Genomic DNA, 24,587 nt, shown 5'->3' on the forward strand with positions numbered 1-24,587 from the left:
CCCGGACGTTCGCCCACGGCTACTCACCGACGTGACAATTTCCGGCTTTGTTAGAACTGACGTCACATCACATCGTGAGCGTGGGCTGGGGCGTACCGGACGTTTCAGACGGAACCGGCTGCTCCGGCTCCTTCCGCCCACGCGCCACGAGGACGCCACCCACCACCGCGAGGACGAAGCCCGCCACCCCGGCGCCGATCGGCAACGTCGTGCCGACGAGCCGCAGCTGGCCGCTGTCACGCTTCGCCTGCCGCACCGCCTCCTTCTGCGTCGCGGTCGTGAAGGAGAGCTTCTCGCTGTCCAGCAGCACGGCCGCGTCCTTCTTCCCGCCCGGCACCCGCAGGGTCCGCTTCGGCCCGGTCTGCGCGTACAGCACCCGGCCGGTGGCCTGGTCGACGATCAGCTCGAAACCGTGGTTGGAGTACCACTCCTCGGCCAGCACCTGCGGCCGGCCCGGCGCGTCGACGATGCTGCCGGGCACCATCCGCGTGCCGGTCTTCGTCGGCGGCACCGAGCCGGTGAACTTGTAGCCCGTGTACCCCTGGACCTTCGCGGTGCCCCGGTGGCGCAGCACGACCGTGTCGCCGAGGGTGTTGTCCCACCACTGGTAGGAGCGTTTCTGCACGTCGAAGGGGAACTTCAGGTACGCCTCACCCTCGAAGTAGGGCTTCTCCCCGCAGCAGTGCACGGGCCGCGTGGTCCGGCGGTCCATCACCCAGCGGTGGGGCACGAAGTCCAGCGCGTCGTGCGGGTCGGCGGCCGGCAGTGACTTGTCGGTGTCGACCGTGGTCGTCACGTCCCAGACGGCGTTGCCGCTGGCTTCGCTGTCCGCGACGTTGCCGCGCACCCGCTGGGTCACGGTGATCTTCTGGTCGGGCACCGTCTCGATCCGGTCAGTGTCGAAGACGCTGCCCCGGCCGGTGTAGACGGCGGTCGTGTCGATGTCGATCGGGTTCACCGCGGCACGCGGCTGCACGTACCAGGCGAGCAGTGGCGCCAGTACCAGCAGGAACGTGCCGAGACCCAGCACGACCAGGGAAAACGGAGAGGTTGTACGGCGCATCCGGGCACTCCAGTGGCTTGGGACGGCTTGACGTACGAGAGGGCCGGCACGGCGGCGAGATGTGCGCGTGCGTTTGGGCCGGGAACCGTAAGCCCCTCTTGACTGGGTGTCAATGCCGGTCGACACTGGGGCCCGACAGGCAGGGACGGGACGCCGGGGTGGGGAAACCTCCGGACGACCTCCGGACGAATCCGGACAGAGAGGCTGACCCTGCGATGTCCAGACTGCGCGCTGCCGCGCTGACCGTCGCGCTCGCCGCCGCCCTCGCCGTGGGCGCCGCGCTGGGCGTGGTCGCGCTGCTCGAAGCCACACCCGACCAGCCGAACACGCCCCTGATCACGTACGAGCGAGCCGGTCAGGGAGGTTGAGCGTGACGGCCGCCCGCACCGGAACCGTCACGAACCGCTCGGCCTGGCACGACGTACCGCGTTTTCAGGTGCGCCGGTTCGCGGCGATCGCCATGGCCGAGGCGCCCGAACTCGCCGAGGAGATCCTCCGCGAGATCCAGCGCGAGTACCCGCATCTGCCCGTCGTCCTCGACGACTCCGGCGAGCCGATGGCCATGGTCGGCATCCGCCGCGCCATCGAGGTCTTCGTGCAGCACCTGGAGAACTCGGAGGGACGCCCGACCGTCCCGCCGGGCGTCTTCCAGGACTTCGGCCGCGGCGAGGGCCTCAACGGCCGCTCGCTGGACTCGCTCCAGGCCATCTACCGCATGGGCGTGCGCCTGGCCTGGCGCCGCTTCGCCGACATCGGCCAGCGCGTGGAGATCCCGCCCCCGGCGATGTACGAACTCGTCGACGCGGGCTACGAGTACCTCGACGGCCTGGTCGACCAGTCCGTACGCGGCTACGCCGAGGCGGCGGCCCGCCAGGCCGGCGAACGCCTGCGCCTGCAACGCCGCCTGCTGGACCTGCTCCTCGCCGAGCACCACCGGGGCGACCCCACCGAGGCCTTCACCGAACGCGCCGCCCGCATCGGCTGGCCCCTGCCGGCGAAGGTCGCGGTCGGCGTCCTGCTGCGTCCCGCCCGCGAGGCGATGGCGCCCGCGGTCGGGCAGGGTGTCCTGCTCGACATGGAGTACGAGCAGCCCCGCATGGTCGTCCCCGAGCCGGACGCGGCGGGCCGCCCCGAACTCCTGCAGCGGGCCCTGACCGGCTGGTCCGGCGCCATCGGCCCGCCCGTCCCGCTAGCCGACGCGGCGAAGTCCCTGCGCTGGGCCGAGGCGGCGGTACGCCTGATGGAACGGGACCTGCTGCCCGCGGGCGGGGTCCTCCACTGCACCGAACACACCGAGGCCCTGGTCCTCCTCCAGCCCGAGGAGCTGATCGACGACCTGGCCCTCAGATGCCTGGCCCCCCTGACCCACTGCGGCCCCACCCACCGCCGCCGCCTGGCGGAAACCCTCCTGGCCTGGCTGGAAACCCGGGGCGGAGCCCCGGAGGTCGCCACCCGCCTGGGCGTCCACCCCCAGACGGTCCGCTACCGCCTCCGCCAGATCCGCGAACTGTGGGGCGACGGGATCGACGACCCCGACCGCCGCTTCGAACTGGAACTGGTGCTGCGGGCCCAGCGGTTGCGGGGGGAGCTGGGGGTGATGCGGGGGCGGAGGTGAGCCGGGCGGGCCGGGCGGCACACCCGGCGATGCTCACCGCCGCTCCCGGCCGGGCCGGTCCGGCCCTGTGACGTGTCGCACACCGGCGCTTCGATGTGCACAGAACGCGCCCGTGGGGTGCTCGTGGGTTTCCGCAAGCTCTGCCTCAGCCCATTGCCGGGGCAAACCTCTATGGCTAGCCTGTGTTCGTCATGCCGATCGCCTGTTGAAATATCGAACGCGGGCGCTGAGACACATTAGGGAGGGGGCCGGTCGTGGGACGCCTCGTACCAGCCGTGACCCGGGCTCTCGACATTCTCGAGCTCTTCCTCGACGGGGACGGGACGCTCTCCGCCCCCGACATCGTGCGCAAGCTCCAGCTGCCACGCACCACCGTGCACGAGCTGGTGACCACGCTCGCCGCCCGGAAGTACATCGTCCCCGTGCCCGGCCAGCCGGGACGCTACCGGCTCGGCGTACGCCCGTACCAGCTCGGAGCACGTTACGCCGAGCAGCTCGACCTCGCCGCCGAGGGGCAGATGGTCGCCCGGTCCGTCGCCGAGACCTGCGACGAGACCGTGCACGTGGCGATCCTCGAGGACACGGACGTCATCTACATCGCCAAGGTCGACTCCACGCACGCCGTGCGGATGGTGTCGGCGGCCGGCCGCAGGCTGCCCGCCCACTGCACCTCCGTCGGCAAGATGCTGCTGGCCTCCCTTCCCGAGCACGAGCTCACCGCGCGGATCCCCGACAGCGCCGAGCTGGTCGCGATGACCCCCAACAGCATCGCCGACCCGGGTGCCCTGCGCGAGGCCCTGGCCGAGATCCGTGAGCGGGGCCTCGCCGTGGAGAACCGCGAGTCCAACCCGGACGTCAGCTGCGTGGCCGCACCGGTCCGCGACCGCACCGGGCAGGTCGTCGCGGCCCTGTCGATCTCCGTGCCCATGATCCGCTGGAGCGAGGAGCGCCGTGCCGAGCTGGAGCAGCTCGCCGTGAAGGGCGCCGCCGAGCTGTCCGAGCACCTCGGCCACCGGAGCCCGGCATGACGACGCCGTACGAGGTCGCCGTCCGCGCCGAGGCCGAGCTCGGCGAGGGGCCGACCTGGGACGCGGCGGCAGGCCGGCTCCTCTGGATCGACATCCTCGGCTCCCGCCTGCACACCTACGACCCCGCCACCGGGCGGCGCACCATGCGCCGCACGGAACAGCACATCGGCGCCGTGAAGCCGCGTACCGGGGGCGGACTGGTGCTCAACCTGCGCGACGGGATCGGTCTCCTCGACCCGGACGGCGGCTTCCGGTGGCTGCACCACGAGCCGGTCCCCGGCCGCCGCGCCAACGACGCCGCGGTCGCGCCCGACGGTGCGCTGTGGGCGGGCACGATGCGCTACGACGAGGCACCGGGGGGCGGGACGCTGTCCCGCGTCACCGGCGACGGCTCGGTCGACGTCGTGCTCGACGACGTGGCCGTCAGCAACGGCACGGGGTGGAGCCCCGACGGGCGGCTCATGTACTACATCGACTCCCCGACCCGCCGGATCGACGTCTTCGACCACACGGACGGGCGGGTGTCCGGGCGCCGGGCCCTCGTCGGGATCGAGGACGGTGCCGGGTTCCCCGACGGGCTGACCGTGGACGCCGACGGGTGCGTGTGGGTGGCCCTGTGGCAGGGAGCGGCGGTGCGCAGGTACACGCCGCAGGGGCGGCTGGACCGGGTGATCGAGTTGCCGGTGCAGCTGGTCACGGCCTGTGCGTTCGGTGGGGCCGGGCTGAGTGATCTGTACGTGACGACAGCACGTACGGGGCTGACGGATCCGCCCGCCCTGGCGGGGTCGTTGTTCGTGGTGCCCGGTGCGGGCAAGGGCCTGTCCCAGCCCGCGTTCGCCGGCTGACGGGGGAAGGGGACGGCACGGGGCGGGGCGAGCGCGGCCGGGACCCCGCGATGCCCGGACCGACAACACCGAGGGGGCGGGACGACGGCGTCCGGGGCCCCGTGACGCCCGTAGGTGAGAACGTCGGCGGGCGCCGGAGCGGTGCCCTCGTCTCAGCGTCCCGTCCGGTCCAGCCGGCGTAGGACCGCCCGTTCCTCCGCCGTCAACGGCGCTGCCACCGCTGCCGGCAGCGGCGGTCCGCTCAGTGTCGCCAGCACCGTCGAGGGCCGGAGCAGCCGGGCCGGCCCCGTCGTCATGCTCATCACGTCCCAGACCGCCGACGCCGCGGTGTACGAGCCGGTCGCCGTGCGGATCATGCGGCGCGTGTACGCGGTGACCAGACGGTCGGCGACCCCGGGCGAGCCCCCGCGCGTCCCGGGGAACCACACGTCCTGGCTCACCGCCATCGCCCACGCGGCCTGTACCGGCCCGGCCGCACGCCGCTGAACACGCCGGGCCAGCCCGGGCCCCCCGAGGCCCGCCCGCCGCAGTTCGCGGGCCAGCTCCCGGACTTCCAGCGCGGCCACCGACATGCCTTGTCCGTAGGCGGGGTTGAACGTGGCCAGCGCGTCGCCGAGGACGACGAGGCGGCCGGGCCAGGAGCGGACCTTCTCCAGGTACCGGCGGTGGTTGCTGGTGCTGCGGCTGACGTGGACCTCGGTGAGCGGTTCCGCGCCGGAGATCAGCCGGCCCACGATGGGGTCGGGCAGTTCCAGGGTGTACCGGAGGAACGCGTCCGGATCGGACGGGGGTTCCCCACCGCCCCGTGTGCCGGCGAGGCTCACCATCCAGCGGCCGCCCTCGATCGGCAGCACCATGCCGCTGCGGCCGGGCCGTCCCCGGTACGGATCGGCCTGCACCATGGTCAGGGGGAAGCGCTCGGCGCCCTCGGGCGTGCGGTAGAGGCGGGTGGCGTTGACCAGGCCGGCGTCCACCGTCTTCTCCCGCACGTCGTCGACGCCCAGACGCGCCAGCCAGGTCACGATCCGCGAGCCACGGCCGCCGGCGTCCACCACGAAGTCGGCGGCGAGCTCCTCGTCCCCGGCGGCAGTCGCGAGGCGGACCCCCGTCACACGCTGCCGCGACCCCGTCAGCTCCAGCACGTTCGCCTTACGGATCACCACCCCCGTGTTGTCCAGCACCGCGGCCCGCACCGCCCAGTCGAGCAGCGCCCGGGTGCACGTCAGCATCCGCGGGCCGGGGTGGCGCCAGCGCCGGAACCAGCCCTCGGGCGTGAGGGCGACCATGCCCGAGCCGAGCGGAATCTCGTGCGCACCGGCGGCGAGCAGGTGCTTGCGCATGCTCACGCCCGGCACCAGGTCCTCCATCGTTGCCAGTCCGCCGGCCAGGAGGAGATGCGCGTGACGTCCCTGCGGCAGGCCCTTGCGGTGCTCCGGCCCCTCGGGCAGATCGTCGCGGTCGAGCACGACCACCTCGTCCGCGACGGCGGACAGGGCCGCCGCGGCCAGCATGCCGGTCAGACCAGCACCGATGACGACAGCTCTACGCGACATGCGACTCCTCGCACTCAGCCATGAAGGCTCCCCCCGCCCTGAGGGCTTTCCGCGGCGTTCGGCCACAGCCGTGTGGCGCACAACGCCGTTCGCCGGCACCGGTTTCGAGCCATGCGGACTCTTGTTCCGGACGGCTCTCACCGTACCTTCACGTAGCGTGTTCGCGACCCTCCTGGCGCAGGTCCCACCGGCCCATGCGGCCGAGTGCGACGGTTACCGGCCACAGCCGCGCGGGGCGCCGTGGCCGCGGGGTCCGCCGGCCCCGGGGCGCGGTCAGCCGGTGAGCGACTTGCCGTCCTTGAGGTCACGCGCCCGGGCACGGATCGCACGGAGGTCGTCCGTGCGTCGCAGGGCCCGGGACACGGAGCCGATCTCGCGCAGCAGGTCCGTGGTGTCGCGGGCACCGATGCCGTCGTCCTCCCGTGTCCGGTTCCTGGCCTCGACGGCGTCCAGGATCGCCGCGGTGGCGGCGAGTGCCTTGGCCCGGTCGGGCGGGTGGCCGAGGGCGAGGGCGGCATCGTGGAACCGTTCGCGCCGGTCCTCGTCGATGTAGCGGGCGAGCGGCAGCAGCGCGTCGCGGATGAACGTCTCCCGGCGGACCAGCCGCAGCTCCGGCGTGGCGCGCAGCAGGAACGGGACACCGTCACCGTTGACCGTCCTCATCAGCTGGTACAGCGGTCGCAGTTCGTGGTGGGCGAGCCGGACGTGCCAGCGGCCGTGCAGGTACTGCCCGGCGTGCGGGAGGATGAAGCCGACCGCGATGAGTACGGCGGACAGGCAGGCGAGCGGCGGGGCGACGGCCGTGCTCAGCCAGTCCAGGTTCCGCCCGGACCAACGGGCCGCCACGGCGGTGAGTTTGGCGGCGTCGAAGAACAACTGCGCCGCGTAGCCCACGCCGAGGAACTTCAGCCCCCAGCGCAGCAGCGAGTCCAGCCCGTCCGTGCGGATCCAGTTCCAGATCAGCCCGTTGGTGACCAGTGCGGCGACGGTGTGCGCGAGCAGGTAGAGCACGATCACCTCGCGCATGTACGGGGTGTTGGCGTAGTACGTGTCGAGATCGCGCAGCCGCTCCTCCGGCACGTCCGCGAGAGCGAACAGCACCCACATCGCGACGATCACACACGCGTAGACCACCACGACTCCGCGCATCGCCCGCCGGGTGCGGTCCGAACGGTCGGACAGGCCGTTGCGCCAGGTGATGATCAGCAGCAGACAGGAGGCGCAGAACGCGGTGAGCAGCGAGTAGACCCAGGGGCCGGAGAAGTTCGCCACTCCCGTGAGCCGGTTGACCCGGGCGATCGTCGACGGCGCCACGAACACGAACACCGCGCAGGCGAGCAGCAGCAGCCCGCCGACCGCGCGCAGCAGCGGGTCCTTCCAGAGCCGGATGATGCTGGGCAGTTTGATGGCCAGGGCGGCGGCCAGGATCCCGGCGGGGATCCACCAGAAGTTCGGATACAACTGGTTGACGAACTCGACCGGCGTCAGGGCCACCGTCGTCACCGGACCGCACCTCCTCGCGGGCCCCGGTAGCCCAGGGACCGCTGCAGGGGTTCGAGGGGCACGTCCGGGCCGCGCCCGCCCGGCAGCAGTGCCCGGCACCCGGCCGCCAGCCGGTGCCCGAACGCGTCGGCCTCGGCCTCGTCCCGCTCGCGTGATCCGTCCCGGGCCGCCACCGTCAGCGCCGTCGACGTCCAGCCGGGCTCCCGGTGCAGGGCCCGGGCCGCCGCCGTGCCGGCGACATGGTGGTGGCCGTGCCCCGCGTGCAGATGCCACAGCTCGTGTCCGAGGATGACCAACTGCTGCACCGCCTCGGCCCGTTCCTCGACGATGACCAGGTCGAAGTCCTGGAACTCCACCCACAGGCCGGTCACTTCGATCTCGTCGGGGAAGGGCTCGAACCGCAGCTCGACGGGCCGCCCGCCGCGCCGCGCGCTCATCTCCTCGCACAGCGCCCGGCACAACGACCGTACGCCGGTGGGGGGTTCGGGTCTCGCCCGGACCGCGGCGGCGAGCTCGGCGGCCAGGCCGCGCATGGCGGAGCCGCGGCGCGAGCGCCTGAGCGCGGCGGTCGCTCGGGCGGCCATCGTCCGCGCGCCCGCGATGTCCATCGCTCCCCCTTCTCACCACCGGGTGACGGCTTGGTAGCGATCCGAGACTACGCGCCCGAAAGTGTGCGCGTCATGCGATCCGACGTCCGATGTTCAACGGAAAACGACCGTTCCCGCCCGGAAGGCCGGGCTTCGAAGTTGGGCCGGACCATTGACGCGCAAGCGCTTCGAACTTACGGTCCCGTTCGAAGTAACGAGCGCCTTTCGAAATACCGAACGCATATTGGTCATCGATCGTAAGGGCAGGGCATGGGACGACCTGACCTGAATCGCAGGCAGCTTCTCGGCGGGCTCGGCGGACTCTTCGTGGCGAGCAGCTTCGGCTTCGCCGCACTCGGCACGGGCGCCGACGCACTCGCCGCCGACGCCGACACCCGCGTGCGCTACTGGAACCTCTTCAGCGGCGGCGACGGCTCCAACATGATCGCGATGCTGGACGCCTTCCGTGCGGCCAACCCGGACATCGCGGTGAAGGACTCCACCCTCCAGTGGGGCAGCCCCTTCTACACCAAGCTCGCCATGGCGGCCGCGGGCAACCGCGCACCCGACCTCGGCGTCATGCACCTGGGCCGGGTCACCGGCTTCTCACCGGGCCGCTTCCTGGACCCCTGGGACGTGGACCTGCTCGCCAAGTACGGCGTACACGAAGCGGATTTCAACCCGGTGCTGTGGAAGCGCGCCGTCATCGACGGCAAGCTCTACGCCCTCCCGCTCGACATCCACGTCCAGCTCTGCTTCTACCGCAAGGACGTGCTGAAGAAGGCGGGGCTGCTCGGCGACGACGGCCGCATCGTGCCCGTCACCTCCGCCGACGAGTGGTTCGACGTGCTGAAGCAGGCGAAGCAGGCCACGAAGAAGGGGCTCCAGACCATCGGCATGTGGTCCAACGACCAGAACTTCCAGTGGTGGTTCTTCGTCGCCTTCTACACCCAGCTCGGCGGCACCTGGTTCAACGCCGCCAACACCGAGGTCACCTTCGACACCGGCAAGGCCACCCAGGTCCTGGAGTTCCTGCGCCGGCACATCACCGACGGGTACTCCAACCCTGGCTTCGCGGGCCTCGCCGGCGCCGAACAGTTCCTCAACGGCTCCCCCTTCGTCTGGGAGGGCAACTGGTCGGTGCCGGTCTACTCCGGGGCCGAGATCGACTACGGCGCCACCCCGCTGCCGCCCGTCTTCGGCAATCCGGCCACCCACGCCGAGTCGCACGCCTTCGTCCTGCCGCACCAGTCCGACCGCGGCGGCGCCACCAACGAGGCGGCCCACCGACTCGCCGCCTACGTCGTCCGGCATGCTCAGCAGTGGGCCGCCGGCGGCCACATCCCCGCGTACACGCCCACCCTGTCCACGGCCGCGTACAAGGAGCTGAACCCGCAGAGCGAGTACGTCTCCGCCATGGACCACCAGGCCACCGAGCCGAAGGTGTGGTTCGCGGGCTCCACCGGCATCCTGGCCCAGCGCGTCGGCCCCATCGTCGCCGCCTCGACGATGGGCTCCGCCAAGCCGGAGACCGCCGCCCGCCGGATGGAGGGCGCACTCACCCGACTGCTCGCCATGAAGAACCCCATGGACGGCCAAACAGCCGCAGAAGGAGGTGCGGCCGCGTGATGGCGACCAGCGCCCAGACCATCGCCGCACCCGCCCGCGCCAGGACCGCCGCCGACAGCGCCACCCCCCGCCGGGGGCAGGGCTTCCAGCACGGCGGCTGGTTCGTGGCCCCGTTCCTCGTCCTGTTCACGCTCTTCGTGATCTGGCCGCTGCTGCGCGGCGTCTACCTCAGCTTCACGGACGCCAACATCTCGGGCGAGGGCGCGAGCTTCGTCGGCCTCGACAACTACCGCGAGGCCCTCAACGACCCGTTGATGTGGGACTCACTCGGGCACAGCGCGTACTTCACGCTCCTGGTCGTCCCGAGCATCACGGTCCTCGCCTTCCTCCTCGCGATGCTCGCCCACCACATCGAGCGCGGCAAGTGGCTGTGGCGGCTGTGCTTCTTCGCCCCCTTCCTGCTGCCGTCCACCGTCGCGGCCAACCTGTGGCAGTGGCTCTTCAACCCCGGCACAGGAATGATCAACCACGTCTTCGGCATCGAGACGCCGTGGCTGGCCGACAAGTCGTACGCGATGCTCGCCATCGTCATCCAGACCCTGTGGTGGACGGTCGGCTTCAGCTTCCTGCTCTATCTCGCCGCGCTCCAGGGCATTCCCGGCCACCTCTACGAGGCCGCCAGGCTGGACGGTGCGAACGCCTGGCACCGCATGGTCCACATCACCCTGCCGATGCTGCGCAACATCACCGGCCTCGTCGTCGCCCTCCAGATCCTCGCCTCGCTCCAGGTCTTCGACCAGGCCGTCGTGATGATGGACTTCCTTCCCGGACCCGAGGGATCGACCCGCACGTTCGTGCAGTACACCCTCGAAGAGGGCTTCACCAGCTACCGCGTGGGTTACGCCTCCGCGATCTCCGTCATCTTCTTCGTGATCATCGCGGCCGTCGCCCTCGCCCGGATGTGGCTGCTGCGCAACCGTGAGGAGGCCGCCCGATGACCACCGCCGTACCGGTGAGGGCCCGCAAGCCGTGGACCCCCAGCCAGATCATCCTGACCCTGCTCGGCGCAGCCGTCTCGGTCGTCTTCCTGGCCCCCTTAGCCTGGGGCCTGTTCACCTCCCTCAAGTCCGAGACCGAGGCCGTCGAGGTCCCGCCGCACTGGCTCCCGCAGGACTGGACGGGCCAGGCCTGGACGGCCCTCTTCGAGACCGGCAACATCACCAACTGGTTCGTCAACTCCGTGGTCGTCTCCGTCTGCGTCACGTCCGTGGTGCTGCTCGTGAGCGCCCTCGCCGGATACGGCTTCGCCCGCACCGAGTTCCGCGGCAAGAAGCCCCTGATGGGCCTGGTCATGGCCGGGCTGATGATCTCGCCCGCCGTCCTCGGTGTGCCGCTCTTCACCACCGTGCAGCAGATGGGCATGGTCGACACCTACTGGGGCATGATCCTGCCGCAGTGCGCACCCGCAGCGATGGTCTACATCCTCTACAAGTTCTTCCAGGGCATCCCGCGCGAGCTGGAGGAGGCCGCCTTCATCGACGGCGCGGGCCGCTGGCGGGTCTTCTTCACCATCGTCCTGCCGCTCTCCCGACCCTCCCTCGCCGCGGTCGGCATCTTCACCTTCATCGCCTCGTGGAACAACTTCCTCTGGCCGTACATGGTGACCAACAACCCCGACCTGATGACCATGCCGAACGGCATCGCGACCGTCATGAACTCCTACGGCATCCAGTGGGCGCAGCTCATGGCCGGCGGCCTCATGGCCGGCCTGCCGCTGATCACCGTCTTCGTCTTCTTCCAGCGTCAGATCGTCGCGGGCGTCGCCCACACCGGCTTGGCAGGGCAGTAGAGGATCGTCCCGACAGGGACGCGGGGAACTGCGCGAGCAACCCCCACACACCCGCAGCCGCCACCGAAACAGAACTCGCACCCCGAAAGGCGAACATGCGAACCGCCCGCTTCACCCTCGACCCCGCCTTCACCGTCGGCGAGGTCAATCCCCGTCTCTTCGGCAGCTTCGTGGAACACCTCGGTCGCTGCGTCTACACCGGCGTCTTCGAACCGGACCACCCCACCGCCGACGACAAGGGCCTGCGCCGGGACGTCCTGGACCTCGTCCGCGAACTCGGCGTCACAGCCGTCCGCTACCCCGGCGGCAACTTCGTCTCCGGCTACAAGTGGGAGGACTCGGTCGGCCCCGCCGAGGACCGCCCCCGCCGCCTCGACCTCGCCTGGCACTCGACGGAGTCCAACCGCTTCGGCCTCTCCGAGTACATCGACTTCCTGCGCAAGATCGGCCCCCAGGCCGAGCCGATGATGGCCGTCAACCTCGGCACCCGCGGGGTCGCCGAGGCCCTCGAACTCCAGGAGTACGCCAACCACACCGAGGGCACCGCCCTGTCCGGCCTCCGTGCGAGCCACGGCGACAAGGACCCCTTCGGCATCCGGCTCTGGTGCCTCGGCAACGAGATGGACGGCCCCTGGCAGACCGGGCACAAGACGGCCGAGGAGTACGGCCGGGTCGCCGCCGAGACGGCCCGGGCCATGCGCCAGATGGACCCCGGCGTCGAACTCGTCGCCTGCGGCTCCTCCAGCCAGTCCATGCCGACCTTCGCCGAGTGGGAGGCGACGGTCCTGGAGGAGACGTACGACCTCGTCGACTACATCTCGCTGCACGCCTACTACTGGCCCGAGAACGGCGACATCGACTCCTTCCTCGCCTCCGCCGTCGACATGGAGTCCTTCATCGACAACGTCGTCGCGACCGCCGACCACGTGGGCGCCCGGCTCAAGTCGAAGAAGCGGATCAACCTCTCCTTCGACGAGTGGAACGTCTGGTACTTGCCCGAGTGGGAGGCCCGCGCCAAGACCTTCGAGCAGGACGACTGGCCCGAGGCCCCGCGCCTGCTGGAGGACAACTACAGCGTCACCGACGCGGTCGTCTTCGGCTCGCTCCTCATCGCCCTGCTCCGGCACGCCGACCGGGTCACCGTCGCCTGCCTCGCCCAGCTCGTCAACGTCATCGCGCCGATCATGACCGAGCCCGGCGGCCCGGCCTGGCGGCAGACGACCTTCTTCCCCTTCGCGCAGGCCAGCCGGTACGGCCGCGGCCAGGTCCTCGACGTCCGGGTGGACTCGCCGACGTACGCGACGAAGAAGTTCGGCGAGACCGACCTGCTGCACGCCACCGCCGTGCGCGCCGAGGACGGCACGGTCACCGTCTTCGCCGTCAACCGCAGCCGCACCGAGTCGCTGCCGCTCCAGGTCACCCTGAACGGCCTCGGCCTGGCGTCGGTCGTCGAGCACAGCGCCCTCGCGGACGCCGACCCCGACGCCCGCAACACCCTCGACGACCCCGAGCGCGTCGCCCCGCACCCGGTCGACGGCACGGTGGTCCAGGACGGCACGCTGAGCGCCGTCCTGGAGCCGCTGTCCTGGAACGTGATCCGGCTGGCGTGACCGCCCGGGCGGGCCGGTCAGCGTTCGATGCGCACCTGGGCGGACGAGGACGGCGAGCTCGACGTCGTCCCCACCGCCCAGTAGCCCCCCGAACCCGGCACGGTCGTCAGGGCGTTCATGACGACGGGGGTCGTGGCCACCGGCCCCCGCTCGCTCACCCAGGCCGTGCCGTCCCAGCGCAGGTGGTGGGCCCGGGTCTGGTCCCAGAAGTCCCACCCGGCGATACGGTCGGGCCGTCCTCGCGCGTCGCCCACGATGTCGCTCAGCATGCCGACGCCGAACGGTGCCGTGACGCTCTCCCAGGTGCCGCCGTCGCCGTGCAGCAGCCGGACGCCCGGAGGCTTGCCGGGCGGGCCGCCGACGCCGTAGTCGTAGCCCGTCAGCCAGATGTCGTCGCGGGCGACCGGGAGCAGCCCGGTGAAGCCGGCGCGGATGCCGAGGGGCGTCGGCAGCACGGTCCAGGTCTCGCCGTCCCAGCGGGCGACCAGCTCACTGCCGTAGACCCAGATGTCGCCGCAGAGCGCGCGGTGGACGCCGGTGGGCGGGGTGGTGGTCGTGGCCGGGGGCGCGGGCAGCCAGGTCCACGTGCCCCGGTGGCCGTGCAGCAGCACCGAACCGTCGCTGTTCCGGCCGGAGATCCAGACGTGGCCCCGGGGGCCGGTCGTGACCCAAGTGAGGGACGTGCCGGTCGCCCCACGCCCGGGGAAGTCGGCCTCCCGCCAGGCCGGTCCGTCCCAGGCGAGGAGCCGGGCGGTGCCGGAGGTGTCGGAACCGACGGCCCAGGCGGAGCCGTCGGAGGTGGCGGCTACGGAGCGGAGGTAGCCGCTGAAGCCGGGGCCGGTGCGCTGCCAGGCGGTGCCGTCCCACACGAGGGCCAGCGCCGTCCCCCGGACACCGCCGTCGCGGCCCTCCTCACCCACGGCCCAGGCGAGGCCCGGACCCGCGGCCGCCACGTCGAGCAACTGGGCTGCCGGGGCGGCCTCCGGGGCGGCGACCGCCTCCCACTCGCGTGTCGCGCCGCCGTCCCGGCCGGACGCGGCGGCCGCCGGCCAGGCGCCTGCCGAGGCGAGTCCGAGACCCGCCCCGGCACCGGCTAATCCGCTGATGAATCGCCTTCTTCGCACGAGGTTCCCCTCTCTGTCGCGTGGCTTGCGGGGGCAACACCGTGGCCCACCCCGAAGGAGAAGGCAATGCGCGGGGACGGCTCGATCCGGTCACTGCGAGGTCACACCGGCTTGACGGGCACCCCTCCGGCGGCGGCGCCCAGCAGCGTCAGCCGCACCTCGCCGGGCCCCGACGGCGTGGTCCCGTTGGACAGCACCGCCAAGGCCAGTGTGTTGGCGCCACGTGTGCGCAGGATCCCGTTCGGCAGCACGAACGTGTGCTGCGGCCCCACGTCGTTGATGTACTGGCCCATGTTCCAGCCGTTGAGGAAGATCTGGACGCGGTAGGCCCGCTCCGGGTCGTCGTCCAGGGCGAGCCCGACGGAGGCGTCGACATCCGGGTCGATGTCCAGCCGGAAGTCCGTCCGGTACCAGGTGACGCCCTGCCGCCGGTCGGCACGCGGCAGTTCGGCGTCCTTCCAGTCCCGGTCGTCGTACTCCGGCAGATGCCAGCCCTCGCGCTCCCCGTACAGCCCGCCGGTGTTCATCGGCCCGCGCACCGGGTCGGACATGGCGGTGCCCTGGATGCGCCAGGTCACCTCCGGGGAGGCACCCTCGAAGGTGACGGAGGTCAGTCCGCGCGCGGCCTTGTGCGTGTCGAGCGCCTTGCCGTCCATGTCGTGCTGCATCCGCCGGACGAGCACGGACAGGACATGCCGGTCGTCATCGCCGCGGCGGTCCTCACGGAACCTCTTCCGCAGTTCCTCCGGCAGGGCGAAGCCGGCCTCGGCGGTCCACGTGCCCTGCCGTGCCCGGTCCTTGTCCGGTACCGGCATCCGGTGCGTGCCCAGCGGCTCGCCGTCCAGCCAGGCCATGAGCAGGCCCTGCGTGCCAGTGCTGTAGGCGAGGGAGACCGACTCGACGCCGCCCTCGCCGGTCCACTCGCCCCGGTACCAGACGTCGCCGTAGTGGAAGCCGTAGTCGTCGGCGAACAGGACGGGCTGCCCGTCGGGCACGGGCGTCGTGCTGAAGGACGTCTGCTTGTCGGCCGTCGTCCAGCCGGAGTCGTCGAAGCCGGGCTCGGCCTCCGGGTTCTCGGTCCGCCGCCGCCAGCCGTCGAGAGCGGGCAGGGCCGGCGCGGTCACGCCGGGGAGCGGGCGGAGCGCCCGCAGACTGCCGGTGTTGCTGATCCGGGCGGGCACCGGGCGCCCGTTCCACGTGACGTGGGTGATCCCGCGCGGCCCCCACACCTCCAGGCCGGTCTCGCCGATGGTGTCGCCGGTGAGGTGGACCGTGGAGTCGCGCAGGGTGGCCGAGCGCAGCAGCGCCGGACCGTAGACGAGGACCGAGCCGGACGGCGTCTCGTACGGCCACAGCCGCACGGCCGTCGCGTCGTCGGCGAACAGCAGCAGCATGGGCGTGTCCACCCCGTCGTCCCCGACCCGCACCCGGCTCAGCCCACCGGGGCCGAGCGGAGCGGTGACGTACAGCTTGCCGAGGTTGTAGGCCCACGCGGGCTCCGGGTCCAGCCGCATGGGCGTCGGTTCGTCCGGGGAGTCCAGCACGACCTGCGCCAGATCGCCCTGTCGGCCCGCGAACAGGACGATGTTCTGCCGCCCGGCGGTCAGGCTCAGCATGGGCTGCACGGTGGAGAGCACCAGCGTCCGCTTCCCGAACCTCAGCCCCGCGGTGATCAGCTTGGCGTCCCGCGCCGGGACCGTGACCGGCACGTCGATCCCGGCGTCCGGCAGCGTCGAGGTGACCGCCTCGTCGGTGTCGTTGCGCAGGACGTAGAAGTGGGCGCCGGTGTCGGGGTTGGTCAGGTGGTAGACCTCGATCCGCTCGTCGGCGGCCCGTACGGCCTTCCCCCGCTTCAGCTTGGCGAGGTCGGGCACGTGCCGCAGCATCTGCCCCATCTGGTGCATGGGGGCGAGCTTCGGGGTGGCGTTGCGGGCCTCGTCGAACGCGGCCCCGTAGTCGTACGAGGTGTAGACGACCGGCGCGGGCAGCCAGCCCCAGGAGGTGCCGCCGTACGTCATGTAGACGTTGTGCAGCGTGATGCCGTTGGCGAGGTTGGTGAGGTGGAAGCGCCGCTCGTACGCCGCGTCCCGGGTACGGCGCGCCTCGGCGTACCCCTTGCCGTCGAACCAGGACCCGCCCCACGGGTCGAACCAGCCCCCGCCGAACTCGGGCATGAACCCGGGGGTGCGCGGACTGGCCGTGGCGCCGCCCGTCGCGCCGCCGGTCCCGAAGTGCCCCCAGTCGGGTGGCACCCGGTCCGGCTCCGGGTATCCGTCGAACCCGTACAGCCAGCGCCCCTTCTCCCCGCCGGTGGCGAACGACCCGGGGACCCAGTCCCCGTTCCGCCCCTTGTCGTTGTGGAACAGCGGTACGTCGATGCCGTCGGCGCGGACCTTCTCGTACAGGTACGACATGTAGGCGCGCCCGGTCGGCTCGCCGGCGTGGGCGTCGTACTCGTTCTCGATCTGGTACAGCAGGACCGTGCCCGTGCCCCGGGTGAACAGGCGCTTCGCGACGATGGCGTTGACGGCGGTCAGCCACTCGTCGACGTACCGCAGATACGTCGGGTCGGAGGTCCGGGCGGTGCCCTCGGTCGCGGTCAGCCAGCCGGGGAAGCCGCCCGCGTCGACCTCCGCGTTGATGTACGGGCCGGGCCGCAGGATCACGTACAGACCCGTCTCGGCGGCCATCCGCAGGAACAGGTCCAGGTCCCGCACACCGGTGAAGTCGTACCGGCCGGGGGCGGGGGAGTGGTAGTTCCAGGCGACGTACACACTCACGGCGTTGTAGCCGTGGGCACGCATCTTCTGCAGCACGTCCCGCCACAGGGACGGGCTCGGCAGCCGGAAGGGGTGCATCTCGCCTGACCAGAGCACCAGACGCCGGCCGTCGACGAGCAGCGAGTACCGGTCGAAGTCGACCTTGTGCCGCTGGCCGTCCGCGCTCGGCACCGGGGGTGGCGGGCCCGTGGGCACGGACCGTGCCGGGCCCGCGGAGGTCGGCGACCCGCTGCCGGTCAGCGCGAAGCCGAGCGTCGCCGTGCCGGCGAGAGCGTGGAAGGTACGCCTGCTGAGCTCCAAGGGAGCGCCTCCTGTTGTGCTGCCGTGCCGTACGTGGTGCTGGTGTGGTGCTGGTGCGTCATTGTCCACAGGCCGGCCGCGCCCATGGCCGTACGAGGCTCTCGGCACGTGCGGAGCAGGCGGTACGAGGGGTCGTGGACCCGGCCGTCCGGCAGGACGCGGGGCAGGCCGGGGCGGAGGCCGTCGCCACCGCGCGGAGCATCCCCCAAGCGGTCCCCGAGAGGGCCCTCGGCGACCTGCGGCGCGGCGGTGTCGTCGACACCCGGCACGGTGGGGCCGGGGGCGGTGGGTACCGGCCGGCGGCAGGACAGGCGAACCGGGAGAGCCCGTGACGGGCCGCGTCCGCGGGGGAGCCGGTGGGTGAGCCTCATCGCGTCCTCGGGGGTGTCCTGGTCCGACGCACTGCTAACGCACCTTATGCGCCGCCGGTACCGCTGGTGCCTACGGGGCCCACGCGGACGCGCCCCGCGTCCCTTTCCCTGGTGTGATCCCGCCACTGTGAATGGCCGGAGAGCGCCCTGGCCGACCCCTCCCGCCCTGCGTACGATGCGACCGCTCCCGACCTTCACGGCTCCTTCATGGAACCGTCACAGACCGGGAGTGTGTGCGCAGTTAGCTTGACATGCGCATGCCCTGTCGTGATCCACCCCCCACGCACGGATGGGAGAACCATGGCCGGTGGCCTGTTCCTGAGCGGCGCGATCGCCGCACTGCTCACCAGTGCACTTCCCGCGCAATCCCCGTCCTCCGGGTTCGACGACCCGCCCCCGGACAAGATCGTCATCAAGGTCGCCACCGTGAACGGCTCCGGCTGCCCCCAGGGCACGGCCGCGGTCGCCGTCTCCGAGGACAACACGGCCTTCACGGTGACCTACAGCGACTACCTCGCCCAGGCCGGCGGCGGCTCCGCCCCCACCGCCTTCCGCAAGAACTGCCAGCTCAGCCTCAAGGTCCATGTTCCCGGGGGGTTCACCTACGCCATCGCGAGTGCCGACTACCGCGGCTTCGCCTCCCTCCAGCGCGGCGCGAGCGCCACCCAGAGAGCCTCGTACTACTTCCAGGGCTCGCCCAGCACGGTGTCCAAGAGTCACCCCTTCGCCGGCCCGTACAACGACAACTGGCAGGCCACCGACGAGACGGACTGGGCCCAACTGGTCTACGCACCCTGCGGAGTCCAGCGCAACTTCAACATCAACACCGAACTCCGGGTCAACGCCGGTTCGCAGGCTGCCGACAAGGTCAGCTTCATGACGATGGACTCGACGGACGGGGACATCAGCACGGTGTACCACCTGGCGTGGAAGGAGTGCCCGGGGAAGTCCTGACCGTGAACGGGGGCGGCCCACCGCACCGGTGGGCCGCGCTCGGCCCACCGCTCTGCGAGCGCCTCAGCGGTCGCCTTCACGAAGGCGCTCAGTCACGCTTCCCTTCCCGCACGTCACGGTCGTCACCTCGACGCTCTGCGACAGCAGGCGCATCGTCACGCTTCCAGCCCTTCTGTACGAGCGGGTGAGGAGGACGGGGACGGTTGAAAGACGGGCCCCTGTCCCGGGAGGTGACACTCCGATGCGCACAGTGCAGGAACTGCCGGCATCGACCGCCACAATCGAGACCGCCTCCTGGACGCCACTGCGGCGCAGCGGAGATGAGGCGATCTCGCAGGCTCGGGACCCCCGTACGGCCGGTCAGGCCCTTGGCCATCCAGGAGGCCGAAAAGCCTGCCCGCTCGAACGTTCGATGCGTTACGGTCTGTGCGTCAGGATGATCTGACTGTCACTTCAAGGGGGAAAAGTGAAGACTGTGATGCGCCTGGGCGGCGTCTGTGCCGCCCTGCTGGCCACGACGATCATTACGCCTGCCGCGTCGGCGGCCGACCAGCCCGCCCTCAAGGCCGACGCGGCGATCGAGACCTTGGACGTCAAGGGCGTGAAGGTCGCCACGACGGCCTCGTCCGAGACCCGGCAGATCATCGAGGCCAACGCCTCGGTGGCCGCAGCCGCCGCCAACGTGTGCGGATCCGGCTACACCATCTCGACCGGCGCCGCCCGCTACGGCACCTACGGCACCACCTACACGTGGACCAACGGCACCACCACGGGCGACCGGTACTACGACAAGCCGATCTGTGCCGTGTTCTTCAACGACACCGGCTCCGCGCGCTACATGGGCATCCGGCTGAAGGACAACTACACCGACACACCTCACACCCAGGACTTCGGCACGTTCAGTTCCTACGCCGGCCCCGTCTACCAGAAGCGCGGCTACTGCGGCGAGGCGTACTCCTACATGAAGTCCGGGAGCAGGGTCGTCGTCGACAACCTCCTCACCGTGGGCTCCTGCAACTGACGCCGTCCCGCGACGTGCTGCGCCCCGCGTCATGGGGGCGCAGCACTGTTCCGCGGGTGTGACGGGGGGCGGTCAGTCCTGGTCTTGGGGCGCGAGTGCCGCCGCGGTGGCCTTCACGAAGACTTCCGGGTTGTCCGGCATGGTGTTGTGGCCGCAGTCTGCTTTCCTGCGGTCACGATGCTGGAAGAGACGAGATCATCCACCAGGACGGACACGCCATGGAGTTCTTCTGCCATCACCGCGACCGCCCCGGCTCCTTGGCGTTGCGTGAGGGGCTGGTGGAAGCGCACTGGGCCTACATGGACCAGTACGCCGCGGAGTTGATCGCCCGCGGGCCCACGTTCGGCAGTGACGGGGAAACGCCCACCGGCAGCGTGCACATCGTCGACCTCCCGGATTCCGCCGCGGCTCGCGCGTTCGCCTTCGACGAGCCCAACTACCAGGCCGGGGTGTACCGGGACGTGCTCCTGCGGCGGTGGCGCAACCTGCTCGGGCGGACCATGTGGGACTTCCCCGGCGGACGGACGGGCGGGAACCGCTACCTGGTGCTCGGCTTCGGCCCGGGGCCCGCCGCCGACCCCGGCGTGCCGGCCGACCGGGACGAACTGATCGCGTACGGGCCGCTGCTGTCCGACGACGGTGCGGTGTGGGTGGGTACGGCGGCCCTGGTCCGGGCGTCGGACGCGGACGCGGCGGGTGCGGTGCTGAGCCAGGAGAGGTACGACGATATCGAGGCGCATACCTGGGAGTTCGGCGGGCGACGGTGACGAACGGGCGCGGCGGCCACCGTGACCGGCAGCGCATCCGCGTTCGGCCGCTGCGTGCTGCCAGGGCCTGACTCCCGACTCCGGCGCACGCCACGTGAGCCGTGCGGACCTGAACGATGACCGCTTCCTGCCCGGTCTGGTCACCGTCTCCGTGCTGGCCACGGCCTGCTGGCCTCGGTGACCACGAGCGGGCGCTCCGTCCGATGTCGCGCAGGGGGCCGCAACGGGACCCGGCCCTCCGCGCCGTTCAGGGGATCGCCTCGATCGCCTGCCGGCCTCCTTGCCGACCACTACGGGCGGACCGTGCGGGCCGCTCTTGCCCCCGGAACGAACTCCGGCGAGGCGGTGGCTCGTCCGAAGCCGCCAACCTGCGGGTCCGCGCCGGTAGATGAGTGAAAAAGCCCCCTGTTATGGTGCGCCGATGTCAGCGATCAAGCAGTTCCAAGTCACCTTCGACTGCGCGGAACCTGCGCGTCTCGCCGGGTTCTGGTGCGAGGTGTTGGGGTACGTCGTGCCGCCGATCCCCCAGGGGTTTTCCACTTGGGAGGACTACCATCGCTCGCTGCCGCCTGAGGATCAGGTCATCTACTTCGCATGCAGTGATCCCTCGGGTGTGGGACCACGCCTGCTCTTCCAGCGCGTTCCCGAAGGGAAGATCGTCAAGAACCGGGTGCATCTCGACGTGCGGGTCGGCACCGGACTCGTGGGTGAGGAGCGCCTCGCCACATTGGAGGCCGAATGCGCACGACTGGTCGCGCTCGGCGCGGTACACGTGCGAACGCTGCTCGCCGATGACGACAACGAGTCGTGCATCTGCATGCAAGACATCGAGGGCAACGAGTTCTGTCTCGACTGAGCGTCCTCCGCGACTGCGAGATCGGGGAGAAGCCGCCTCCTCGGGCCTCTCCAGCAGGCAAGTTCGGCCTGGCCGCATCCGGACCGTGAGGGGCGGCCAGGCCGGTGAGCGGTAGCCGCCGTCGGCGATGACCGTGGGCCGGCCGATGGCGACGTAGTCGCCGGCCGGCGTCGATGACGACCTGGATGCCCCCGAACAGCCGTGTGGCGCGGGAAATTGGCCACATGGAAGCACCGCCTGGGGTGTTCCCTACGGCACGGACGTCACCGGCAGGGTCGCCACGATCGTCGCCGAACTGGCTGCCAACGCGGTGACCCACGGGCGGGTGCCCGGGCGGGACTTCGAGCTGCGGCTGTCCCTGCTCGCGGGCGGTGGGGTGCGGATCGAGGTCGGTGACACCCGCACCGGGCCGCCGCGCCCGCCCGGCCCCGAGGGCGTCAGGGCCCCGAGCCCGCTCGACGAGCACGGCCGCGGTCTCCTCCTCGTCGACGCGCTCGCCGACCGCTGGGAGGTTCTCCGCAGGGAGCCGCCGCCCGGCAAGACCGTCCGTGCCGAGGTGGCCGAGCACGAACGGGACGCCGGCCAGGCCTGACGTGTGCTGTAGGCGGCCACACCCGCGCGGTGGGCCGCCCGGCGGGCGACGGGCGGGGCGGACTCGTGCTGCGCGGACCATTGACGCGCAAGTGGTTCGATTCTAAGTTCCGTTCGAACTTGCGTGCACTGTTCGGTATTTCGGTCACCTCGAAGACCTCGACCAGAACTGTCACCCCCACCGCAAGGAGGACCCGATGAGCCGCACCACCCTCCGCAAACGCACCGCCCTGCTCGCCCTCCCCACCGCCGCCCTGCTCGCCCTCATACCGAGTACGGCGTCCGCGTACCCCAACCCCGGCCGCGTCACCGGCGACGTCGTCACCCACGACCCGTCGATGCTCCGCACCTCGTCCGGCCAGTACCTGCTCTACGCGACCGGCGGCGGCATCTCCAGCAAGACCTCCGGTGACCGCACCGCCTTCCGGAACGGCGCTGACGCCTTCTCCAGCAGGCCGGGCTGGTGGCGGAACTACTCGTCCGTCCCCGAGGCCTGGGCGCCGGACATCTCGTACCACGGCGGCAAGTACCTGATGTACTACTCCGTCTCGAAGTTCGGCTCGAACACCTCCGCCATCGGACTGGCCACCTCCAGCACCGGCCGGCCGGGCAGCTGGACCGACCAGGGCACCGTCTACACGTCGAACTCCTCCAGCGACTTCAACGCCATCGACCCGAACCTCTTCGTGGACGACGACGGCAAGTGGTGGATGTCGTTCGGCAGTTGGTGGACCGGCATCAAGATGATCCAGATCAACCCGTCCACCGGGAAGCAGCTCGGCTCCAACACCACGCGGTACTCGCTCGCCTCCCGGCCGACCGGCACCAAGGCCGTCGAGGCGCCCTTCATCGTGAAGCGGAACGGGTACTACTACCTCTTCGCCTCGTACGACACCTGCTGCAGCGGCACCAGTTCGACGTACAAGGTCAAGGTCGGGCGCGCCTCCAGCATCACCGGGCCGTACCGCGACAAGAACGGCGTCGACCTGATGAGGAACGGCGGCACGCCCGTGCTCGAGTCGCACGGCAACGTCATCGGCCCGGGCGGGCAGTCGATCCTGAAGGACAGCGACGGCGACCTGATCGTCTACCACTACTACGACCGCAACGCGGGCGGCACCCCCAAGCTCGGCATCAACCTCCTGAACTGGAGCAGCGGATGGCCCGTCGCCTACTGACCCTGCTGGCGGCCCTGCTGCTCGCGATCGGCCTCGGCCAGCCCTCCGCGAGCGCCGCCTCCTTCTCCAACCCGGTCAAGTCCGTCAAGGGGGCCGACCCCTGGATCTCGTACCACGACGGCAACTACCACCTGGTGACGACGAGCTGGACCGACGTCATCACCATCCGCAAGTCCGCCACCCTCGCCGGGCTCTCCACCGCGCCCAGCGTCCAGGTGTGGAAGGGCGACGCCGCCTCCCGGTGCTGCAACATCTGGGCGCCCGAGCTGCACTTCCTCAACGGCCGCTGGTACCTGTACTACGTCGCCGGGCAGAACGTGTCCGACTACAACCCCACCCAGCGCAGCCATGTGCTGGAGAGCGCGGGCTCGGACCCCATGGGGCCGTACACCTACAAGGGGCAGCTCAACAGCGGGTGGATGCTGGACCCGAGCGTGCTGAACGTGGGCGGCAGGCTGTACATGCTGGGCAGCGCCAACACCGGCGGGACGCAGAACGTCGTCATCGCGCCGATGTCGAACCCGTACACCGTCAGCGGCGCGTACTCGACGATCTCCAGACCGACGTACGCCTGGGAACGGCAGGGCGGCACCGTCAACGAGGGCGCCGAGGTGCTGCAGCGGGGCGGCCGGACCTTCCTGATCTACTCCGCGAGCGGCTGCTGGACGCCCGACTACAAGCTCGGTCAGCTGGAGCTGACCGGCTCGAACCCGCTCTCCGCCTCCTCGTGGACGAAGAAGTCCACGCCCGTCTTCCAGCGCAGCGACGCGAACGGGGTGTACGGGCCGGGCCACAACGGCTTCTTCACCTCACCCGACGGCCGCGAGAACTGGATCGTCTACCACGCCAACGACTCCGCGTCCGACGGCTGCGACAACGGCCGTACGACCCGCGCCCAGAAGTTCACCTGGAACTCCGACGGCACGCCGAACTTCGGGACGCCGGTGCGGCTGGGTGCCTCTCTCCCCGGGCCCTCCGGTGAGCCGGCCGCCGCCTCGACGACCTACACCGTCACCAACCGCAACAGCGGCAAGTGTCTCGAGGTGGCGGGAGGTTCGGCGGCCGACGGTGCCAACGTCCAGCAGTACACCTGCAACGGCGGCACCAACCAGCGCTGGCGCCTCCAGGACCTCGGTGACGACACCCACCGCATGGTGAACGTCGCCACCGGCAAGGTCCTGGACACCGCAGACTGCTCCTCCGCCGACGGCGCCGACCTGCGTCAGTGGTCCTGGCTGGACAACACCTGCCAGCGCTTCCAGTTCGTAGCCACGGACGGCGGCCACGTCCGCATCGTCAACAAGGCCACCGGCAAGGTGGCCGACGTGGCGAACTGCGCCACAGCGGACAGCGCGGACGTACGCCAGTGGTCCTGGCTCAACAACAACTGCCAGCAGTGGAGGCTGAACCCGGTGTAGCGCAG

Annotated in this window: 22 protein-coding genes; 16 read left to right on the forward strand and 6 right to left on the reverse strand. The window is 70.9% G+C overall.

Annotation, left to right across the window (positions count from 1 at the left end):
* Positions 1 to 67: 67 nt before the first annotated feature.
* Positions 68 to 1,063, reverse strand: coding sequence for a cell envelope lipid trafficking protein PgfA (pgfA, locus tag ACZ5TL_RS21695; protein WP_468591708.1), 996 nt, complete (start codon positions 1,061 to 1,063; stop codon positions 68 to 70).
* Between the two features lie 215 nt (positions 1,064 to 1,278).
* Here pgfA and ACZ5TL_RS21700 point away from each other — a divergent pair, with 215 nt between their 5' ends.
* From ACZ5TL_RS21700 to ACZ5TL_RS21715, 4 genes are all read left to right on the forward strand, one after another.
* Positions 1,279 to 1,431: a hypothetical protein gene (locus ACZ5TL_RS21700; protein WP_468591709.1), complete on the forward strand. Its 153-nt coding sequence runs from the start codon at positions 1,279 to 1,281 to the stop codon at positions 1,429 to 1,431.
* A gap of 2 nt (positions 1,432 to 1,433) precedes the next feature.
* Entirely contained in the window at positions 1,434 to 2,678 is a 1,245-nt protein-coding gene (locus tag ACZ5TL_RS21705; RefSeq protein ID WP_468591710.1) for a PucR-like N-terminal domain-containing protein, read from the forward strand.
* A gap of 254 nt (positions 2,679 to 2,932) precedes the next feature.
* Entirely contained in the window at positions 2,933 to 3,706 is a 774-nt protein-coding gene (locus tag ACZ5TL_RS21710; protein ID WP_468591711.1) for an IclR family transcriptional regulator, read from the forward strand.
* On the forward strand, positions 3,703 to 4,551 hold the full coding sequence (locus tag ACZ5TL_RS21715; protein WP_468591712.1) for an SMP-30/gluconolactonase/LRE family protein: 849 nt from the start codon (positions 3,703 to 3,705) through the stop codon (positions 4,549 to 4,551). Before ACZ5TL_RS21710 ends, ACZ5TL_RS21715 begins: the two co-directional genes overlap by 4 nt.
* 152 nt (positions 4,552 to 4,703) lie before the next feature.
* Here ACZ5TL_RS21715 and ACZ5TL_RS21720 read toward each other — a convergent pair whose 3' ends face one another.
* The 3 genes from ACZ5TL_RS21720 to ACZ5TL_RS21730 form a co-directional block, all read right to left on the reverse strand.
* Positions 4,704 to 6,104 carry an FAD-dependent oxidoreductase gene (locus tag ACZ5TL_RS21720; RefSeq protein WP_468591713.1) on the reverse strand — a complete coding sequence of 467 codons (1,401 nt, stop codon included), beginning with the start codon at positions 6,102 to 6,104 and terminating at the stop codon, positions 4,704 to 4,706.
* Positions 6,105 to 6,377: 273 nt separating this feature from the next.
* Complete coding sequence (locus tag ACZ5TL_RS21725; protein ID WP_468591714.1) at positions 6,378 to 7,607, reverse strand: MAB_1171c family putative transporter; 1,230 nt, start codon at positions 7,605 to 7,607, stop codon at positions 6,378 to 6,380.
* Positions 7,604 to 8,215, reverse strand: a complete 612-nt coding sequence (locus ACZ5TL_RS21730) for a toxin-antitoxin system, toxin component family protein (protein WP_468591715.1) — start codon at positions 8,213 to 8,215, stop codon at positions 7,604 to 7,606. The genes ACZ5TL_RS21725 and ACZ5TL_RS21730 overlap by 4 nt, the downstream gene beginning before the upstream one ends.
* Positions 8,216 to 8,464: 249 nt before the next feature.
* On the opposite strand from ACZ5TL_RS21730, the gene ACZ5TL_RS21735 reads away from it, so the two are divergent.
* The 4 genes from ACZ5TL_RS21735 (at position 8,465) to arfA (ending at position 13,222) form a co-directional block, all read left to right on the forward strand.
* Positions 8,465 to 9,823: an extracellular solute-binding protein gene (locus ACZ5TL_RS21735; RefSeq protein ID WP_468591716.1), complete on the forward strand. Its 1,359-nt coding sequence runs from the start codon at positions 8,465 to 8,467 to the stop codon at positions 9,821 to 9,823.
* Positions 9,823 to 10,761 carry a carbohydrate ABC transporter permease gene (locus tag ACZ5TL_RS21740; RefSeq protein ID WP_468591856.1) on the forward strand — a complete coding sequence of 313 codons (939 nt, stop codon included), beginning with the start codon at positions 9,823 to 9,825 and terminating at the stop codon, positions 10,759 to 10,761. Before ACZ5TL_RS21735 ends, ACZ5TL_RS21740 begins: the two co-directional genes overlap by 1 nt.
* Complete coding sequence (locus ACZ5TL_RS21745) at positions 10,758 to 11,612, forward strand: carbohydrate ABC transporter permease (protein WP_468591717.1); 855 nt, start codon at positions 10,758 to 10,760, stop codon at positions 11,610 to 11,612. The genes ACZ5TL_RS21740 and ACZ5TL_RS21745 overlap by 4 nt, the downstream gene beginning before the upstream one ends.
* A gap of 95 nt (positions 11,613 to 11,707) precedes the next feature.
* Positions 11,708 to 13,222 (forward strand): arabinosylfuranosidase ArfA, encoded by a 1,515-nt coding sequence (gene arfA / locus ACZ5TL_RS21750; RefSeq protein ID WP_468591718.1) that lies wholly within the window; start codon positions 11,708 to 11,710, stop codon positions 13,220 to 13,222.
* 17 nt (positions 13,223 to 13,239) lie between these two features.
* Here arfA and ACZ5TL_RS21755 read toward each other — a convergent pair whose 3' ends face one another.
* Together ACZ5TL_RS21755 and ACZ5TL_RS21760 are read right to left on the reverse strand one after the other, a co-directional pair.
* Entirely contained in the window at positions 13,240 to 14,346 is a 1,107-nt protein-coding gene (locus ACZ5TL_RS21755) for a hypothetical protein (protein WP_468591719.1), read from the reverse strand.
* A 101-nt stretch (positions 14,347 to 14,447) separates the two neighbouring features.
* Entirely contained in the window at positions 14,448 to 17,426 is a 2,979-nt protein-coding gene (locus ACZ5TL_RS21760; protein ID WP_468591720.1) for a glycoside hydrolase family 35 protein, read from the reverse strand.
* Positions 17,427 to 17,560: 134 nt separating this feature from the next.
* On the opposite strand from ACZ5TL_RS21760, the gene ACZ5TL_RS21765 reads away from it, so the two are divergent.
* From ACZ5TL_RS21765 to ACZ5TL_RS21800, 8 genes are all read left to right on the forward strand, one after another.
* Complete coding sequence (locus ACZ5TL_RS21765; RefSeq protein WP_468591721.1) at positions 17,561 to 17,758, forward strand: hypothetical protein; 198 nt, start codon at positions 17,561 to 17,563, stop codon at positions 17,756 to 17,758.
* Positions 17,759 to 18,097: 339 nt separating this feature from the next.
* On the forward strand, positions 18,098 to 18,751 hold the full coding sequence (locus tag ACZ5TL_RS21770) for a DUF4360 domain-containing protein (protein WP_468591722.1): 654 nt from the start codon (positions 18,098 to 18,100) through the stop codon (positions 18,749 to 18,751).
* A gap of 466 nt (positions 18,752 to 19,217) precedes the next feature.
* The gene (locus ACZ5TL_RS21775; RefSeq protein ID WP_468591723.1) at positions 19,218 to 19,772 is read left to right on the forward strand and encodes a hypothetical protein; all 555 of its coding nucleotides are present in this window, start codon (positions 19,218 to 19,220) and stop codon (positions 19,770 to 19,772) included.
* A gap of 218 nt (positions 19,773 to 19,990) precedes the next feature.
* Positions 19,991 to 20,539, forward strand: coding sequence for a YciI family protein (locus ACZ5TL_RS21780; RefSeq protein ID WP_468591724.1), 549 nt, complete (start codon positions 19,991 to 19,993; stop codon positions 20,537 to 20,539).
* A gap of 421 nt (positions 20,540 to 20,960) precedes the next feature.
* On the forward strand, positions 20,961 to 21,395 hold the full coding sequence (locus tag ACZ5TL_RS21785) for a VOC family protein (RefSeq protein WP_468591725.1): 435 nt from the start codon (positions 20,961 to 20,963) through the stop codon (positions 21,393 to 21,395).
* Positions 21,396 to 21,576: 181 nt separating this feature from the next.
* Positions 21,577 to 21,987, forward strand: a complete 411-nt coding sequence (locus tag ACZ5TL_RS21790; protein WP_468591857.1) for an ATP-binding protein — start codon at positions 21,577 to 21,579, stop codon at positions 21,985 to 21,987.
* A gap of 196 nt (positions 21,988 to 22,183) precedes the next feature.
* Positions 22,184 to 23,164 (forward strand): arabinan endo-1,5-alpha-L-arabinosidase, encoded by a 981-nt coding sequence (locus ACZ5TL_RS21795; RefSeq protein ID WP_468591727.1) that lies wholly within the window; start codon positions 22,184 to 22,186, stop codon positions 23,162 to 23,164.
* On the forward strand, positions 23,146 to 24,582 hold the full coding sequence (locus ACZ5TL_RS21800) for a family 43 glycosylhydrolase (RefSeq protein ID WP_468591729.1): 1,437 nt from the start codon (positions 23,146 to 23,148) through the stop codon (positions 24,580 to 24,582). Before ACZ5TL_RS21795 ends, ACZ5TL_RS21800 begins: the two co-directional genes overlap by 19 nt.
* Positions 24,583 to 24,587: the final 5 nt, after the last annotated feature.

Source organism: Streptomyces sp. NPDC033136, from assembly GCF_055578235.1.